This is a genomic window from Pseudomonas sp. GW821-FHT07G10 (assembly GCF_059418545.1).
Window position 1 is genome coordinate 312,547 of the sequence record NZ_JBWKQB010000003.1, and the last position, 15,315, is coordinate 327,861.

General features: G+C 60.3%; 18 protein-coding genes. 17 read left to right on the forward strand and 1 reads right to left on the reverse strand.

Translation table 11 applies throughout. The features are described 5' to 3' along the window. Window position 1: 1 nt before the first annotated feature. The 9 genes from AC07O1_RS07335 (at window position 2) to AC07O1_RS07375 (ending at window position 7,333) form a co-directional block, all read left to right on the forward strand. A complete protein-coding gene (locus AC07O1_RS07335) occupies window positions 2-682 on the forward strand; it encodes a sarcosine oxidase subunit gamma (protein ID WP_495088374.1) in 681 nt (226 codons plus the stop codon). Window positions 683-864: 182 nt separating this feature from the next. After that, complete coding sequence (locus AC07O1_RS07340) at window positions 865-1,647, forward strand: IclR family transcriptional regulator (protein ID WP_495088375.1); 783 nt, start codon at window positions 865-867, stop codon at window positions 1,645-1,647. A gap of 332 nt (window positions 1,648-1,979) precedes the next feature. Next, window positions 1,980-2,570: an amino acid synthesis family protein gene (locus AC07O1_RS07345; RefSeq protein WP_494991404.1), complete on the forward strand. Its 591-nt coding sequence runs from the start codon at window positions 1,980-1,982 to the stop codon at window positions 2,568-2,570. Between the two features lie 25 nt (window positions 2,571-2,595). After that, the gene (locus AC07O1_RS07350; protein WP_495088376.1) at window positions 2,596-3,429 is read left to right on the forward strand and encodes an alpha/beta fold hydrolase; all 834 of its coding nucleotides are present in this window, start codon (window positions 2,596-2,598) and stop codon (window positions 3,427-3,429) included. Beyond that, window positions 3,426-4,907: an aldehyde dehydrogenase gene (locus AC07O1_RS07355; protein ID WP_495013116.1), complete on the forward strand. Its 1,482-nt coding sequence runs from the start codon at window positions 3,426-3,428 to the stop codon at window positions 4,905-4,907. The genes AC07O1_RS07350 and AC07O1_RS07355 overlap by 4 nt, the downstream gene beginning before the upstream one ends. A gap of 12 nt (window positions 4,908-4,919) precedes the next feature. Further along, window positions 4,920-5,405, forward strand: a complete 486-nt coding sequence (locus AC07O1_RS07360; RefSeq protein ID WP_494991401.1) for a flavin reductase family protein — start codon at window positions 4,920-4,922, stop codon at window positions 5,403-5,405. Window positions 5,406-5,534: 129 nt separating this feature from the next. Beyond that, window positions 5,535-5,924, forward strand: a complete 390-nt coding sequence (locus AC07O1_RS07365) for a carboxymuconolactone decarboxylase family protein (RefSeq protein ID WP_150807566.1) — start codon at window positions 5,535-5,537, stop codon at window positions 5,922-5,924. Window positions 5,925-6,014: 90 nt separating this feature from the next. Further along, window positions 6,015-6,767: a GntR family transcriptional regulator gene (locus AC07O1_RS07370; protein ID WP_494991400.1), complete on the forward strand. Its 753-nt coding sequence runs from the start codon at window positions 6,015-6,017 to the stop codon at window positions 6,765-6,767. A 2-nt stretch (window positions 6,768-6,769) separates the two neighbouring features. Continuing rightward, window positions 6,770-7,333, forward strand: coding sequence for an NUDIX hydrolase (locus AC07O1_RS07375; RefSeq protein WP_494991399.1), 564 nt, complete (start codon window positions 6,770-6,772; stop codon window positions 7,331-7,333). Between the two features lie 15 nt (window positions 7,334-7,348). On the opposite strand, the gene AC07O1_RS07380 is transcribed toward AC07O1_RS07375, so the two are convergent. Then, on the reverse strand, window positions 7,349-7,642 hold the full coding sequence (locus AC07O1_RS07380) for a DUF1330 domain-containing protein (RefSeq protein ID WP_494991398.1): 294 nt from the start codon (window positions 7,640-7,642) through the stop codon (window positions 7,349-7,351). Between the two features lie 86 nt (window positions 7,643-7,728). On the opposite strand from AC07O1_RS07380, the gene ribBA reads away from it, so the two are divergent. The 8 genes from ribBA (at window position 7,729) to AC07O1_RS07420 (ending at window position 15,266) form a co-directional block, all read left to right on the forward strand. After that, a complete protein-coding gene (ribBA, locus tag AC07O1_RS07385) occupies window positions 7,729-8,838 on the forward strand; it encodes a bifunctional 3,4-dihydroxy-2-butanone-4-phosphate synthase/GTP cyclohydrolase II (protein ID WP_495013117.1) in 1,110 nt (369 codons plus the stop codon). 377 nt (window positions 8,839-9,215) lie between these two features. Continuing rightward, window positions 9,216-10,241 (forward strand): ABC transporter substrate-binding protein, encoded by a 1,026-nt coding sequence (locus tag AC07O1_RS07390; protein ID WP_495088377.1) that lies wholly within the window; start codon window positions 9,216-9,218, stop codon window positions 10,239-10,241. Then, complete coding sequence (locus AC07O1_RS07395; protein ID WP_495088397.1) at window positions 10,238-11,182, forward strand: ABC transporter permease; 945 nt, start codon at window positions 10,238-10,240, stop codon at window positions 11,180-11,182. The genes AC07O1_RS07390 and AC07O1_RS07395 overlap by 4 nt, the downstream gene beginning before the upstream one ends. 6 nt (window positions 11,183-11,188) lie before the next feature. After that, window positions 11,189-11,998 carry an ABC transporter permease gene (locus AC07O1_RS07400; RefSeq protein ID WP_494991395.1) on the forward strand — a complete coding sequence of 270 codons (810 nt, stop codon included), beginning with the start codon at window positions 11,189-11,191 and terminating at the stop codon, window positions 11,996-11,998. A 17-nt stretch (window positions 11,999-12,015) separates the two neighbouring features. Further along, entirely contained in the window at window positions 12,016-13,170 is a 1,155-nt protein-coding gene (locus AC07O1_RS07405; RefSeq protein ID WP_495013118.1) for an ABC transporter ATP-binding protein, read from the forward strand. Between the two features lie 271 nt (window positions 13,171-13,441). Continuing rightward, window positions 13,442-13,927, forward strand: coding sequence for a flavin reductase family protein (locus AC07O1_RS07410; protein WP_489074574.1), 486 nt, complete (start codon window positions 13,442-13,444; stop codon window positions 13,925-13,927). A gap of 58 nt (window positions 13,928-13,985) precedes the next feature. Beyond that, window positions 13,986-15,029, forward strand: a complete 1,044-nt coding sequence (locus tag AC07O1_RS07415) for an LLM class flavin-dependent oxidoreductase (RefSeq protein ID WP_494991393.1) — start codon at window positions 13,986-13,988, stop codon at window positions 15,027-15,029. 78 nt (window positions 15,030-15,107) lie between these two features. Continuing rightward, window positions 15,108-15,266, forward strand: coding sequence for a hypothetical protein (locus AC07O1_RS07420; protein ID WP_494991392.1), 159 nt, complete (start codon window positions 15,108-15,110; stop codon window positions 15,264-15,266). Window positions 15,267-15,315: the final 49 nt, after the last annotated feature.

The following is a 15,315-nucleotide window of genomic DNA, read 5'->3' on the forward strand; positions in this document are numbered from 1 at the left end:
CATGGTTACTGCACAAGATTTTCGCGAACGCAGCCCATTGTCTGCCTTACAGGAAAACGCCCGGTTGGCACGTCTGGGCGACTGCCTGATCGTCAGCCGTTACGGCGATCAGGACGAAACCGCGCAGTTGGCGAGCTGCGCCCTGCTCGACCTGAGCAATCTGGCGCGGGTTGGCTTTCGTGGTGCCGATGCCGCCGCGCATCTGCACGCGCAACAATTCGAACTGCCGAGCGCGCCTAACCGCTGCGTCGTGCAGGCCGACGGCAGCAGCGTCGCACGCCTTTCCCAGACCGAGTATTTCCTGCTCGGCAGCTTGCAGGACGCGGGAGCCAGGCTTCAGAAGCTCGAAGCCCAATGGCAACTGTCCTCCAGCGCCTGCTACCTGCTGCCACGGCAGGACAGCCACGCCTGGATGGTGTTGACCGGCGAACACCTCAGCTCGGTGATGGCCAAGGTCTGCGGCGTCGATCTGCGGCAACAGACGTTCGCCACCGGTGCCGTGGCACAGACCTCGGTGGCGCGCATGAACGCGATCATCATCAACGCCTCGCAACCGGACCTGCCGCTGTTCCACATCCTCTGCGACCGGGCTTCGGCGCAATATTTGTGGGGTGCGTTGCTGGATGCGATGCAGGAGTTCGGTGGCGAACCGGTGGGTATTGATGCGTTGTTGGCGGGATGAGGTCTGCCTGAGGGATTTTCGTGCCTTATAGGCCGCCTCGCGAGCAAGCTCGGCTCCTACAGGTTATGTGCCAATCACACCACCCAGATCTGGCGCAATTCCACTGTAGGAGCCGAGCTTGCTCGCGAGACGGCGTACCTGACTCACCGCATGATGGCCCGGCTACTCCTGCAGGAGATTCCATGAACAGCATCGAAGACCCCACCCTCGACAGCGATTACCGTGTCCCGGCCTTGCAGCGCGGGCTGTGGATTCTGCAGTTGTTCAGCAGCAGCGAACGGGTGCTGAGCATGAACGATATCGCCGAGCGCCTGGCGCTCAGCGTGTCGTCGATCTACCGCATCGTGCAGACGCTCAATGGCATGGGTTATCTGAAAAAAGCCGGGAAAAACACCTATGAACTCGGCCCACAGGTGATCGCCAATGGCTTCACCTACCTGGCCAGCCGTGATCTGGTGGACATCGCGATCCCGCACCTGAACACCTTGCGTGACCGCAGCTCACTGTCCTGTCACCTGGCCGTGCGCGAGCAGACCGACAGCGTTTACATCTACCGGGCTTTCGCCTCCCAACGCTTGCCGGTCAACGTGCCCATCGGTACGCGCATTGCCTGCCATTGCACCGCAATGGGTCGGGTGCTGCTCAGCGATTTGAGCGAAGCCACCCTGGTCAGCCTGTACCAGCACGTGCGGCTCGACGACTACCCGGCGCCCGCGCCCAAGACCTTGCCCGAGCTGCAGCAGATCGCCGAACAGGATCGACAACTGGGCTGGGTACTGCACCGCTCCGATTACTCCACTGCCATCGCCACCGGTATCCGCGACCACCGCGGCGAGGTGGTCGCTGCAATCAATCTGTCCGGCCCGGATGCAATCATGGACTCCCCGGACAATCGCGAACGCTTCAAGAACATGCTGCTGGACAGTGCACGGTTGATCTCGGTGGAGATGGGTTTTAAGGCTTAACCCTCAAGCGCAATCCCCTTGGCGACACCAATCTAACGTGGGAGCGGGCTTGCTCGCGATAGCATCACCGCGGTGTTTCAGATACACCGAGGTGTCTGCATCGCGAGCAAGCCCGCTCCCACATTAGATTGGGCCAGGCTTCAAAACTGTCGCCATGCCCACATCGACTTCCAACCTATGGAATCGCACCCGCCGCATTCCCCACTTTCCCCTCCCCGCTCTACCTTCCGTCGCCTTCCCTTTCGATGAACTTGCAGCTGACGCTTGCATACACAATATTATGGTATACCATCATACGACAAACACATTCCCTCTCTCATACGGAGTCGCTCATGAGTTTCGAAATTCGCAAGATCGTCAGCTACGTGGAAGAAACCTTTATCGAAGGCGGCAAGGCCGCTGACACGCCCGTGACCATGGTCGGCCTGGCCGTTGTCATCAAGAACCCATGGCTGGGTCGTGGTTTTGTCGAAGACCTGAAGCCGGAAATTCGTGCCAACTGCTCCGATCTGGGGGCTCTGATGGTCGAGCGCCTGGTGGCGACGATCGGCGGCGCAGACAAGATCGAGGCTTATGGCAAGGCTGCCGTAGTCGGCGCCGACGGCGAGATCGAGCACGCTTCCGCGGTGATCCACACCCTGCGTTTCGGCAATCACTACCGCGAAGCGGTGAAAGCCAAGAGCTATTTGAGCTTCACCAACAAACGTGGCGGCCCGGGCACCTCGATCCAGATTCCGATGATGCACAAGGATGACGAAGGTCTGCGTTCGCACTACATCACCCTGGAAATGCAGATCGAAGACGCGCCGCGCTCGGATGAGATTGTCGTCGTTCTCGGTTGCGCCAACGGCGGTCGCCTGCACCCACGCATCGGCAACCGTTACATCGATCTGGAAGAACTGGCCGCAGAGAAAGCCCAGTAACTCATAAGATTTGCAGGAGCGATCCATGATTCGGCTCAGCGCTGAACTCACCCCGGCCGGCACCAGCTATCTGGCGACCGGCCAAGGCCAACCCGTGGTATTGATCCACGGCGTGGGTCTGAATAAAGAAATGTGGGGCGGCCAGATCGTTGGTCTCGCTCCGCATTACCGGGTCATTGCCTATGACATGCTTGGGCATGGTGCCAGCCCGCGCCCGGCATCCGGTACCGGGCTGCTCGGTTATGCCGACCAGTTACTGGAACTGCTCGAACATTTACAGCTGCCACAAACCACGGTCATCGGCTTCTCCATGGGCGGGCTGGTGGCACGGGCGTTCGCCCTGCATTACCCGCAGCATTTGCTCGGGCTGGTGGTGCTCAACAGCGTGTTCAACCGAAGCCTTGAGCAGCGCGCAGGGGTCATTGAGAGGACCGCCCAGGCCGCCGAGCACGGCCCGGATGCGAATGCCGAGGCGGCGCTATCGCGCTGGTTCAGCCGCGAATATCAGGCGGCCAATCCAGCACAGATCGCGGCGATCCGCCAGACCCTGGCCGGCAATGACCCACAAGGTTATCTGACCACCTATGAGTTGTTCGCCACCCAGGACATGTACCGCGCCGAAGACCTGGGCACTATCCAGGTGCCGACCCTGATCGCCACCGGCGAGCTGGACCCCGGTTCCACGCCACAAATGGCCCAGCAATTGGCCGAACGGATACCCGGCGCGCAAGTTGCCGTGCTCCACGAGCAACGGCATATGATGCCGGTAGAGTCGCCGCGCCTGGTCAATCAGGTGCTGCTGGACTTCCTCAACACGGCGCAAACCCGACAAAATCAAATAAAGGGGATCGTTGCATGACACTCGCACGCTTCCAGATGTGCATCGACGGACAATGGGTCGATGCCCTCTCCGGCAAGACCTTCGAAAGCCTCAACCCGGCGCTGGCCCAAGCCTGGGCCGAACTGCCGGATGCTGACGAAGCCGATGTCGAGCGCGCCGTACAGGCCGCGCAAAAAGCTTTCGAAAGCCCCGCCTGGCGCGGTTTGACCGCCACCGCCCGTGGCAAATTGCTGCGCCGTCTCGGTGATCTGATCGCCGAGAACAAAGAGCAGCTGGCGCAGCTGGAGAGCCGCGACAACGGCAAGCTGATCCGCGAGACCCGCGGTCAGGTCAGCTACTTGCCCGAGTTCTTCCATTACACCGCAGGCCTTGCCGACAAACTTGAAGGCGGCACCCTGCCGTTGGACAAACCCGACCTGTTTGCCTACACCGTGCATGAACCGATGGGGGTGGTCGCTGCGATCATTCCCTGGAACAGCCCGCTGTACCTGACCGCAATCAAGCTGGCCCCGGCTCTCGCAGCGGGCAATACCATCGTGATCAAGCCGTCCGAACACGCATCGGCAACGATCCTCGAGCTGGCCCGTCTGGCCCTTGAAGCCGGTATTCCAGCGGGCGTGGTCAACGTCGTCACCGGCTACGGACCCAGCACCGGCGCGGCCCTGACCCGCCACCCGCTGGTGCGCAAGATCGCCTTCACCGGCGGTGCCGCCACGGCCCGTCATGTGGTGCGCAGCAGTGCCGAGAATTTTGCCAAGTTGTCGCTGGAACTGGGCGGCAAATCTCCAAACATCATCTTCGCCGACGCCGACCTCGACAGCGCGATCAACGGTGCCATCGCCGGCATCTATGCCGCTTCCGGGCAGAGCTGTGTGTCCGGTTCGCGACTGTTGGTGCAGGACGAGATCTACGATGAGTTCGTCGAGCGTCTGGTAGAACGCGCCAAGCGCATCCGCATCGGCAACCCGCAGGACGACTCCAGCGAAATGGGCCCGATGGCCACCGCCCAGCAACTGGCCGTGGTCGAAGGCCTGGTGGCCGACGCCATCGCCGAAGGCGCCCGCCTGCGCCTGGGTGGCAAGCGCCCGCCAATGGACAGCGACGGCTGGTTCTACGAGCCGACCCTGTTCGAATGCGACCGCAATTCGATGAAGATCATGCAGGAAGAAGTCTTCGGCCCGGTCGCGTCGGTGATTCGCTTCAAGGACGAGGCCGAGGCGCTGGCCATCGCCAACGACTCGCAGTTCGGCCTGGCGGCAGGCATCTGGACCCGCGACCTGGGCCGCGCCCACCGCTTGGCGCGGGATGTACGCTCCGGGATTATCTGGGTCAACACCTACCGTGCAGTCTCGGCCATGGCGCCGATCGGCGGTTTCAAGAACAGCGGCTACGGTCGCGAGAGCGGCATCGATTCGGTGCTGGCCTATACCGAGCTGAAAACGGTATGGATCAACCTCTCGTCGGCTCCCATGCCCGACCCCTTTGTCATGCGTTGAGGATGGCCCGAAATGATCGAACCTGGCATTTATAAAGACGTGATGGCCTCCTTCCCCTCCGGGGTCACGGTGGTCACCACCCTCGACCCCGAGGGCGGCATCGTCGGCATCACCGCCAGCGCCTTCAGTGCGCTGTCGATCGACCCGGCGCTGGTGCTGTTCTGCCCCAACTACGCCTCCGACACCTACCCGATCCTGCGCGACAGCAAACGCTTCGCGATCCATTTGCTCTCGGCGGATCAGCAGGCCGTGGCCTACGCCTTTGCCGGTAAAGGCAAGGACAAGGCCAAAGGCATCGAATGGCACCTGAGCGAACTGGGCAACCCGCTGCTCAACGAGGCCACGGCGATCATCGAGTGCGAACTGTGGCGCGAATACGATGGCGGCGACCACGCAATCATCGTTGGCGCGGTGAAGAACCTGATCCTGCCTGAGCAACCGGTCACGCCAATGATCTATCACCGAGGCAAGCTGGGCCCGCTGCCCACCCTCGCCTGAGCACTTTTCTTCAGGGTCGCACGCCACCACCCATCATCACCGCGAAGGTTCGAAATACGGCATCGACGACTACCTTGAACTCAAATACACCCTGATGGGTGGGCTTTGATCCGCCGGGAGCGATCTGACATGAACAACGAGAAATACCAAAAGGGTCTGGCGATCCGCACTCAAGTGCTGGGCCAGGACTATGTGAACAAATCGATCGAGAACGCCGACGACTTCACCCGGCCGCTGCAGGAAATGGTCACCGAGTACTGCTGGGGTCACGTCTGGGGCCGCGAGGGCTTATCGCTTAAAGAACGCAGCATGATAAACTTGGCCATGATTTCGGCACTCAACCGGCCACACGAACTCAAGCTGCATGTACGCGGCGCCTTGCGTAACGGTCTGAGTCGTGAACAAATACGGGAGATCCTGCTTCAGGTAGGCATCTACTGCGGTGTCCCCGCAGCCGTAGACAGTTTCCGTCTCGCCCGTGAAGCATTCGCCGAAGCCGACGCCGAGGCATCCAGTTAACCACTGGCTGTTCAATCTGACCGGAGCACTGATGATCGAAGCGATCGAAGTGCTCTTTTTGCATGGACAGCCACATTCAGAGCGGACCCGATGAAACGCCTGCCACTTGACGACAGCTTCAAGGTCAATCGCAACCCCGTTACCCTGCGCGAAATCGTGCTGGATAAACTGCGAAGCGCCATCATGAACTTCCAGCTTCTGCCGGGAGACCGTCTGGTCGAGCGGGATCTGTGCGACCGTCTGGGTGTCAGCCGCACCTCCGTTCGTGAAGCCCTGCGCCACCTGGAATCCGAAGGCCTGGTGGAATTCGCCGATGCCAAGGGCCCGAGCGTTGCCATCATTACCCTGGAAGATGCCTGTGATATCTACGAGCTGCGTTGCGTGCTCGAAGGCCTGATCGTCCAGTTGTTCACACTGCGCGCCAAGGCCAAGGATGTTCGCGCCCTGGAAAAAGCCCTCGAGGAGAACCGCAAGGCCCTCAAGGACGGCGAATTGCAGCAAGTACTCGATTCGGTACAAGGCTTCTACGACGTTTTGCTGGAAGGCTCGGGCAACCACGTCGCGGCCACCCAGTTGCGCCAGTTGCAGGCACGCATCAGCTATCTGCGCGCCACCTCGGTATCCCAGGAGAACCGCCGCAGCGTCAGCAACCAGGAAATGGAACGCATCGTCGAGGCGATCAAGAGCGGCGACCCACTGGCTGCGCATCAGGCATCGGTCGATCACGTCCGCGCCGCCGCGAAAGTTGCGCTGGACTACCTCAAGCTCAAGCAGAACGAGACTGACAAGGTGCGTGAAATCGTCTCGCCCATTGTTCTCAAAGAACCGCGCATAGGTCACTGAACATGCCCATCCCGCGCTTCTGCCCGCAATGCGGTAGCAGTGACCTCGGTCACCAGCAGCCGCAAGGCGATACCCATGAGCGCTTGATGTGCCGCGGTTGCGGTTACATCCACTACGTCAATCCAAAGATCATTGCCGGCTGCATCATCGAGCAGGATGGCAAATACCTGCTGTGTCAGCGTGCGATCCCGCCGCGCCCCGGCACCTGGACCCTGCCCGCAGGCTTCATGGAAAGTGGCGAAACCACCGAGCAGGGAGCCCTGCGCGAAGTCTGGGAAGAAACCGGGGTGCGCGCGGAAATCGTCTCGCCCTACTCGATCTTCAGCGTGCCGCAGATCAGTGAGGTCTACATCATCTTCCGCGCCATCGCCGTGGAAGACACTGGACAATACGGCCCGGAAACTCTCGACTGTCGCTTTTTCGCGCCCCAGGACATTCCCTGGGACAGCATCTACTACCCGGCCATCCGGCAGATCCTCGAACGCTATATCGAGGAACGCCAGGCGGGTGTCTACGGCATCTATATGGGCAACGATGACAGCGGCACAGTCCACTTCATCCGCTGACCGAACCGCCGAAACTCAGGCTTCATACCCTTCGACAATGATCACTTCAGCCCTGGCTGCGCCCTGGCGGTACTGGCACGCCTGCTGATATTCCGGCGAGCGATAACACGCCTGCGCCTGTTCGTAAGACTCGAACTCGATCACCACGCTGCGTTGCGGCGTCGCCCTGCCCTCCATTGCCTCGCAACGCCCGCCACGGGCCAGCAGCTTGCCGCCAAACAGGGCGAAGGCTGCTGGCGCGCGCTGGGTGTATTGAACGTATTGATCCGGGTCGGTGACGTCGACGTGGGCAATCCAGTAAGCCTTCATAGCAACCTCGTTATTTCGGTTTATTTTGTATTATGGTATACCATAAACACAAACCTTCAACCATTCGCGACACAGAGAGCCCGAGCATGGCCTTCAACAGCATCGAAGAACTTATCGAAGATTACCGTCAAGGCAAGATGGTCCTGTTGGTCGACGATGAAGACAGAGAAAACGAAGGCGACCTGCTGCTCGCCGCCGAACGCTGCAACGCCCGGGCGATCAGTTTCATGGCCCGTGAAGCACGGGGTCTGATTTGCCTCACGCTGACCGACGAGCACTGTCAGCGGTTGGGTCTGGAGCAGATGGTGCCGAGCAATGGCAGTGTATTCAGCACCGCCTTCACCGTGTCCATCGAAGCCGCCACCGGGGTCACGACCGGAATCTCGGCCGCCGACCGCGCCCGCACCGTCGAGGCCGCCGTGGCGGCGACTGCTACCGCGCAAGACCTGGTACAACCGGGGCATATTTTCCCGTTACGGGCCAAGGAAGGTGGCGTGCTGACCCGCGCCGGGCATACCGAGGCCGGTTGCGATCTGGCGCGCCTGGCCGGTTTTACCCCGGCCTCGGTGATCGTTGAAGTGATGAACGATGACGGCACCATGGCCCGGCGACCGGACCTGGAGATCTTTGCGGCCAAACACGGCATCAAGATCGGCACCATCGCCGACCTGATCCATTACCGGCTCAGCACCGAACATACAGTGACCCGCATCGGCGAGCGCGAACTGCCAACCGTTCACGGTACGTTCCGACTGGTCACCTATGAGGACCGGATCGAAGGCGGCGTGCACATGGCCATGGTCATGGGCGATATCCGTCGCGAAGACCCGACACTGGTCCGCGTGCATGTGATCGATCCGCTGCGCGACCTGGTTGGCGCCGAGTACACCGGGCCGTCGAACTGGACGCTGTGGGCGGCACTGCAAAAAGTCGCCGAAGAAGGCCGTGGTGTGGTGGTAGTACTGGCCAATCACGAGTCCTCGCAGGCGCTGCTTGAGCGGATTCCCCAGTTGACCCAACCGCCTCGGCAATACACCCGCTCACAATCGCGAATCTATTCCGAAGTCGGCACCGGGGCACAGATTCTGCAAGACATCGGCGTCGGCAAACTACGCCACCTCGGGCCACCGCTCAAATATGCAGGCTTGACCGGGTACAACCTGGAAGTCGTGGAAAGCATTCCGTTTACCGGCTGACGCTCTACCCCTGTAGGAGCGAGCTTGCTCGCGATGGACGTTAACGATAACGCGTGCTTTCTGAATAACACGTCGCCCTTGAGTCCATCGCAAGCAATCGAGCGTCGACCGGCTGCTCCTACAGGGGTTTTGCATACACCTGATGCACAAAATATCGCCATCTGCTGACAATCGGTAAGGCGAAGCCCTTGCAGAAAGTTTGGAATACCATAATATGATATTCCATAGACCGAGCAATTCGTCAGGTGCACCCGCCAGGGAGGACACACAACAACAGCCCCTGACACGGTCGATGTTCAAGGCCCCGATGGACCTACTGCTCCCGATAGGCGGGCGTCAACAGCCCGCTCAAAAACACAACAAATGAGGGCGTAAAAATGGTGTTGAATAAACGTGCAACCGCGTTACTCGCTGCAGGCTTTCTGGCGCTTACCTGCACTGCAGCCAGTGCGGCTGACAGCATGAGTTTCGTCAGCTGGGGTGGCTCTACCCAGGATGCGCAAAAGCAGGCCTGGGCCGACCCTTTCAGCAAGTCCAGCGGGATCAAAGTGGTCCAGGACGGCCCGACCGACTACGGCAAACTCAAGGCCATGGTTGAAAGCGGCAACGTGCAATGGGACGTGGTCGATGTCGAGGCGGATTTCGCCCTGCGCGCAGCGGCTGAAGGTTTGCTCGAACCGCTGGACTTCAAGGTGATCCAGCGCGACAAGCTCGACCCGCGTTTCGTCTCCGATCACGGCGTCGGCTCGTTCTTCTTCTCCTTCGTCCTCGGTTACAACCAGAGCAAGCTCGGCGCTACGGCCCCGGAAAACTGGAACGCACTGTTCGACACCAAAACCTTCCCGGGCAAACGTGCGCTGTACAAATGGCCGAGCCCTGGCGTACTGGAACTGGCCCTGCTGGCCGACGGTGTTCCCGCTGACAAGCTCTATCCTCTGGATCTGGATCGCGCCTTCAAGAAACTCGACACCATCAAAAAAGACATCGTCTGGTGGGGCGGTGGCGCGCAATCCCAACAACTGCTGGCCTCCGGTGAAGCCAGTCTCGGTCAGTTCTGGAACGGCCGGATCCATGCCCTGCAAGAAGATGGCGCACCGGTCGGTGTGAGCTGGAAACAAAACCTGGTCATGGCCGACTTCCTGGTCATCCCCAAAGGCTCGAAAAACAAGGACGCGGCCATGCGTTTCCTGGCCAACTCCAGCTCCGCCAAAGGCCAGGCCGACTTCTCCAACCTGACCGCCTATGCACCGATCAACACCGATAGCGTGCAACGCCTGGACTCAGTACTGGCACCCAATCTGCCGACTGCCTACGCTAAGGATCAGATCACTCTCGACTTCGCGTACTGGGCCAAGAATGGTCAGAGCATCGCGACACGGTGGAACGAATGGCTGCTCAAATGAAGATGACGGCCACTGCGTCCCGTCAATCCAATCCGGTCGGGGGCGCCTCTGGCGTCGCCGGTTCGGCTCCAGGCAAGGCGGCGGCCATGAAGCCTTCCACTCCACTGACCCAACGTTGGCGCGGTGCCGGCAACCTGGCCCCGGCACTGCTGTTCCTTGGCCTGTTCTTCTTCGCACCGCTGATCAGCCTGCTGCTGCGTGGGGTCCTCGAACCTGTTCCGGGGCTGGGCAACTATACCGAGCTGTTCGCCAACTCGGCTTACGCCCGCGTGCTGTTCAACACCTTCGCGGTGGCAGGCCTGGTCACCGTGTTCAGCTTGCTGTTGGGTTTCCCGCTGGCTTGGGCAATCACCCTGGTCCCGCGTGGCTGGGGCCGCTGGATACTCAATATCGTCTTGCTGTCGATGTGGACCAGCCTGTTGGCACGGACCTATTCCTGGCTGGTGCTGCTCCAGGCTTCAGGGGTGATCAACAAGGCCTTGATGGCCATGGGCATCATCGATCAACCGCTGGAGATGGTGCATAACCTCACCGGCGTGGTGATCGGCATGAGCTACATCATGATTCCGTTCATCGTCCTGCCGCTGCAGGCGACCATGCAAGCCATCGATCCGATGGTCCTGCAGGCCGGGTCCATTTGCGGTGCCAGCCCGTGGAGCAATTTCTTTCGGGTGTTCCTGCCGCTGTGTCGGCCGGGGCTGTTCTCCGGCGGCTTGATGGTGTTCGTCATGTCCCTGGGCTACTACGTCACCCCGGCACTGCTCGGTGGCGCGCAGAACATGATGCTGCCGGAATTCATCATCCAGCAGGTGCAGTCGTTCCTCAACTGGGGCCTGGCCAGCGCTGGCGCAGCCTTGCTGATCCTGATCACCCTGGTGCTGTTCTACTGCTACCTGAAGCTGCAACCGGAATCCCCGGTCGGCTCCAGCAACTCGAGGTAAGCCATCATGTTATTGACCGCCAATGCCATGAGCCGGCGCATGCGTTTGAGCCTTTACCTCACCACCGGGGTCATCGCGTTGTTTCTGCTGCTGCCCATTGTGTTCATCGTGCTGCTGTCGTTCGGCTCTTCTCAGTGGCTGGTGTTCCCGCCACCGGGCTGGACGCTGAAGTGGTACATGCAATTCTTTTCCAATGCCGACTGGATGGATGCAGCCTTTGCCAGCCTCAAGGTCGCGGTCCTGACCACGATCTTTGCCGTGGCCCTGGGTTTACCGACCGCCTTCGCCCTGGTGCGTGGGCGCTTTCGCGGCCGGGAGATGCTGTATGGCCTGTTCACCCTGCCGATGATCGTGCCGCTGGTGATCATCGCCGTGGCGGTGTACGCGCTGTTTCTCAAGCTCGGCTACACCGGGACGATGTTCGCCTTTGTGGTCAGCCATGTGATCGTCGCATTGCCGTTCACCATTATCTCGATCATCAACTCGCTGAAACTGTTCGATCAGTCGATTGAGGACGCTGCGGTGATTTGTGGCGCTTCGCGACTGCAAGCGGTGTTCAAGGTGACCTTTCCGGCAATCCGCCCGGGCATGGTCGCCGGTGCGTTGTTCGCCTTTCTGGTGTCGTGGGATGAGGTGGTCCTCAGCGTGATGATGGCCAGCCCGACCCTGCAAACCTTGCCCGTAAAAATGTGGACCACCTTGCGTCAGGACCTGACCCCAGTGATCGCCGTCGCCTCGACGCTGCTGATCGCGCTGTCGGTACTGGTCATGGTGATCGCCGCCGCTGTGCGCCGGCGCAACGAAGTCAGCGCCTGAGCGCCTGGGAGAAAAAAATGAGTGCTGTGATCAAAGACCCTGCGCAGCAGGACAACAAAACCCTGGTCAGCCTGCGCAACCTGAACAAGCACTACGGCGACTTCGCCGCCGTGGACGACATCTCGCTGGATATCCAGGACGGTGAATTCCTCACCTTTCTCGGCTCCAGCGGCTCCGGGAAAAGTACCACCCTGTCAATGCTGGCCGGCTTCGAAACCCCCAGTTCCGGGGAGATCCAGGTCAACGGCAAATCGCTGGTCAATGTGCCACCGCACAAGCGCGACATCGGCATGGTGTTCCAGCGCTATTCGCTGTTTCCGCATCTGTCGGTGCGCGACAACATCGGCTTCCCGCTGGACATCCGCAAACTCGGCAAAGCTGAACGTGAGCGCCGGGTCGAAGCCATGCTCAAACTGGTGCAACTGGATCAGTTTGCCCATCGCCGCCCTTCGCAACTGTCCGGCGGTCAGCAGCAGCGCGTGGCGATTGCCCGGGCGCTGGTCTACGAGCCACGCATTCTGCTGATGGACGAACCACTCGGCGCGCTGGATAAAAAACTCCGTGAAGACCTGCAGGATGAACTGCGCCAGCTCCATCGGCGCCTGGGTATCACCATTGTCTACGTGACCCACGATCAGGAGGAAGCCATGCGCCTGTCACAACGCATCGCGATCTTCAGTCATGGCAAGATCGTCGGCCTGGGCAGCGGCTTCGACCTGTATCAGAACCCGCCGAATGCCTTTGTCGCCTCGTTCCTGGGCAACTCGAACTTCCTCAAACTCAACGCCCAGGGCAATGCCGTGGCGACCTTTGAAGGCCAACCGCTGTCGATCCGTCTGACCTCAGGGTTGCAAACCGGTCAGGAAGTGCTGCTCATGGTTCGCCCGGAAAAAGCCCTGGCCCTGAGCGTCGAACAGGCCGCCAGCGATCCCCTCGCCCCAGGCTGGAACGAAGTGTCGGCGAGCGTCACGGAAGTGTTGTTTCTTGGCGAAAGCCAGACCTGCAGCGTGGTCACCTCTGGCGGCACGGCGATGACCGTCAAAGCGCTGTCCGCTGCGGGTATGCCGCTTAAAACCGGCGATCCGGTGCGGGTGCGCTGGGCCACTGCCGATGCCTGCGTCTATACCCAGTGGGCGGAGAGTGATTTGAACAAGGCGGCTGGCGCGCACTGATCTGCTTCCCTGCCAAACCAGGCCAACACCCTTTAACCAGGGCGTTGGCTTTTTTGTGGGTGACAGATTGTCGTTTCGGGCAAGCCTGCTGCTACGGGGGGATTGTTGTATCGGCCATAAAATTCCTCCGATTCATGACCTCTCAGCCGAGAACGGACATTCGTCTAGACAGGAGAAAAACCACTTGCAAAGATGATATTACGGTATACCATCAGACATACAAAACCACTAAAAAGGCGCACAGCGCTACCGTCTGGCCGAGGAACATCCAATGATCGACGCGAATGTCTACAAATTAGTCATGGGCTCCTTCCCTTCCGGTGTGACAGTCATCACCACACTGGATGATGAGGGTCAAATCGTCGGTCTGACGGCCAGCGCTTTCAGTTCACTGTCGATGGACCCGGCCCTGGTGCTGTTCTGCCCCAATTACAGCTCCGACTCCTACCCGGTGCTGATCAAGAACAAGCGCTTTGCCATTCACTTGCTTTCCGGTGAACAACAGAACGAAGCCTATGCCTTCGCCCGCAAAGGCAAGGACAAGGCGCAGGGCATCCAATGGACCCTCAGCGAGCTGGGTAATCCGCTGCTGAGCAATGCCACCGCCATTATCGAATGCGAGCTATGGCGTGAATACGAAGGCGGCGATCACGCCATCATGGTCGGCGCGGTGAAAAACCTGATCGTGCCGCAGCAGCAGAGCCGCCCGCTGGTGTATTGCCGCGGCAAGATGGGCGCCCTGCCAGCCTTTGCCTGATCCCACCCCTGCGCCTGTAGCTGACAGGCAACAACAAAAAAGATCCGAGGTATGCGTCATGAAATTTTCGTTATTCGTGCATATGGAGCGCTGGGATGAGCAAGTCAGCCATCGCCAATTGTTCGAAGACCTGACCGAGCTGACCCTGCTGGCCGAGGCCGGTGGTTTCCGCACCGTCTGGATTGGCGAACACCACGCCATGGAGTACACCATTTCCCCAAGCCCGATGCCGCTGCTGGCCTACCTCGCGGCACGCACCACCACCATTCACCTGGGCGCCGGCACCATCATCGCGCCGTTCTGGCACCCGCTGCGGGTCGCCGGTGAATGCGCGCTGCTGGATGTGATCAGTAACGGCCGCATGGAAGTCGGCCTGGCCCGAGGCGCTTACCAGGTTGAGTTCGACCGTATGGCCGGCGGCATGCTTGCCTCCTCCGGCGGCCAGGCCCTGCGGGAAATGGTTCCGGTGGTGCGCGCGCTGTGGCAAGGCGACTACGCCCACGATGGCGAGATCTGGAAGTTCCCGACGTCCACCAGTGTGCCCAAGCCGATCCAGCAGCCAAACCCGCCGATGTGGATCGCCGCCCGCGACCCGGACTCGCACAACTTCGCAGTGGCCAACGGCTGCAACGTCATGGTCACGCCGCTGATGAAAGGCGACGAAGAAGTGCTCGACTTGAAGAACAAGTTCGAAGCCGCTCTGGCCAATAATCCTGACGTCCCGCGCCCGCAACTGATGGTATTACGCCATACCCATATCCACAGCGCTGACGACCCCGAAGGCTGGAAAGTCGGCGCCAAGGCCATTTCGCGCTTCTATCGCACCTTCGATGCCTGGTTTGGCAACAAGCAAGTACCGGTCAACGGGTTCCTGGCACCTAGCCCGGAAGAAAAATTCGAAGGCCGTCCTGAGTTCGAACTGGAAAACATCCACAAGAACACCATGATCGGCACGCCTGAAGAAGTCATCGCACGGATCAAGTACTATCAGGAACTGGGCGTCGACGAATTCAGCTTCTGGTGTGACAACAGTCTGCCCCACGCCGAGAAAAAGAAATCCCTGGAGCTGTTCATCAAGCACGTCGTGCCTGCGTTCCAGTAAGCCTGCGGTTACGTATACTGCCGCACCTGCAGGGTTGCGGCAGTACCCGATCAGCATTGCCTGTCATGGTCGATTTTCATGATAAACAGTCGATTCTACCCACGTGCAAGCTCCCCTGCTCCAGGCGCTGAACTGGCGTACTTGCGTGGCGATTCGACCTCTTCGCACATCCATCTCAAGCGCTTGCGCGCCTGCGTTTCGGCCAAGCAGAACGGCTTCTGGCTGATAATCACCTGAGCAAACCCTAAGTTAGAACCACACTGCGACCGGACTTCGCCTGGCGAGT

Excerpts from the sequence above, each read along its gene's own strand:
- AC07O1_RS07335 (WP_495088374.1), top strand. The coding sequence starts at position 2 with ATGGTTACTGCACAAGATTTTCGCGAACGCAGCCCATTGTCTGCCTTA.
- AC07O1_RS07340 (WP_495088375.1), top strand. The coding sequence starts at position 865 with ATGAACAGCATCGAAGACCCCACCCTCGACAGCGATTACCGTGTCCCG.
- AC07O1_RS07345 (WP_494991404.1), top strand. The coding sequence starts at position 1,980 with ATGAGTTTCGAAATTCGCAAGATCGTCAGCTACGTGGAAGAAACCTTT.
- AC07O1_RS07350 (WP_495088376.1), top strand. The coding sequence starts at position 2,596 with ATGATTCGGCTCAGCGCTGAACTCACCCCGGCCGGCACCAGCTATCTG.
- AC07O1_RS07355 (WP_495013116.1), top strand. The coding sequence starts at position 3,426 with ATGACACTCGCACGCTTCCAGATGTGCATCGACGGACAATGGGTCGAT.
- AC07O1_RS07360 (WP_494991401.1), top strand. The coding sequence starts at position 4,920 with ATGATCGAACCTGGCATTTATAAAGACGTGATGGCCTCCTTCCCCTCC.
- AC07O1_RS07365 (WP_150807566.1), top strand. The coding sequence starts at position 5,535 with ATGAACAACGAGAAATACCAAAAGGGTCTGGCGATCCGCACTCAAGTG.
- AC07O1_RS07370 (WP_494991400.1), top strand. The coding sequence starts at position 6,015 with ATGAAACGCCTGCCACTTGACGACAGCTTCAAGGTCAATCGCAACCCC.
- AC07O1_RS07375 (WP_494991399.1), top strand. The coding sequence starts at position 6,770 with ATGCCCATCCCGCGCTTCTGCCCGCAATGCGGTAGCAGTGACCTCGGT.
- AC07O1_RS07380 (WP_494991398.1), bottom strand. The coding sequence starts at position 7,642 with ATGAAGGCTTACTGGATTGCCCACGTCGACGTCACCGACCCGGATCAA.
- ribBA (WP_495013117.1), top strand. The coding sequence starts at position 7,729 with ATGGCCTTCAACAGCATCGAAGAACTTATCGAAGATTACCGTCAAGGC.
- AC07O1_RS07390 (WP_495088377.1), top strand. The coding sequence starts at position 9,216 with ATGGTGTTGAATAAACGTGCAACCGCGTTACTCGCTGCAGGCTTTCTG.
- AC07O1_RS07395 (WP_495088397.1), top strand. The coding sequence starts at position 10,238 with ATGAAGATGACGGCCACTGCGTCCCGTCAATCCAATCCGGTCGGGGGC.
- AC07O1_RS07400 (WP_494991395.1), top strand. The coding sequence starts at position 11,189 with ATGTTATTGACCGCCAATGCCATGAGCCGGCGCATGCGTTTGAGCCTT.
- AC07O1_RS07405 (WP_495013118.1), top strand. The coding sequence starts at position 12,016 with ATGAGTGCTGTGATCAAAGACCCTGCGCAGCAGGACAACAAAACCCTG.
- AC07O1_RS07410 (WP_489074574.1), top strand. The coding sequence starts at position 13,442 with ATGATCGACGCGAATGTCTACAAATTAGTCATGGGCTCCTTCCCTTCC.
- AC07O1_RS07415 (WP_494991393.1), top strand. The coding sequence starts at position 13,986 with ATGAAATTTTCGTTATTCGTGCATATGGAGCGCTGGGATGAGCAAGTC.
- AC07O1_RS07420 (WP_494991392.1), top strand. The coding sequence starts at position 15,108 with ATGATAAACAGTCGATTCTACCCACGTGCAAGCTCCCCTGCTCCAGGC.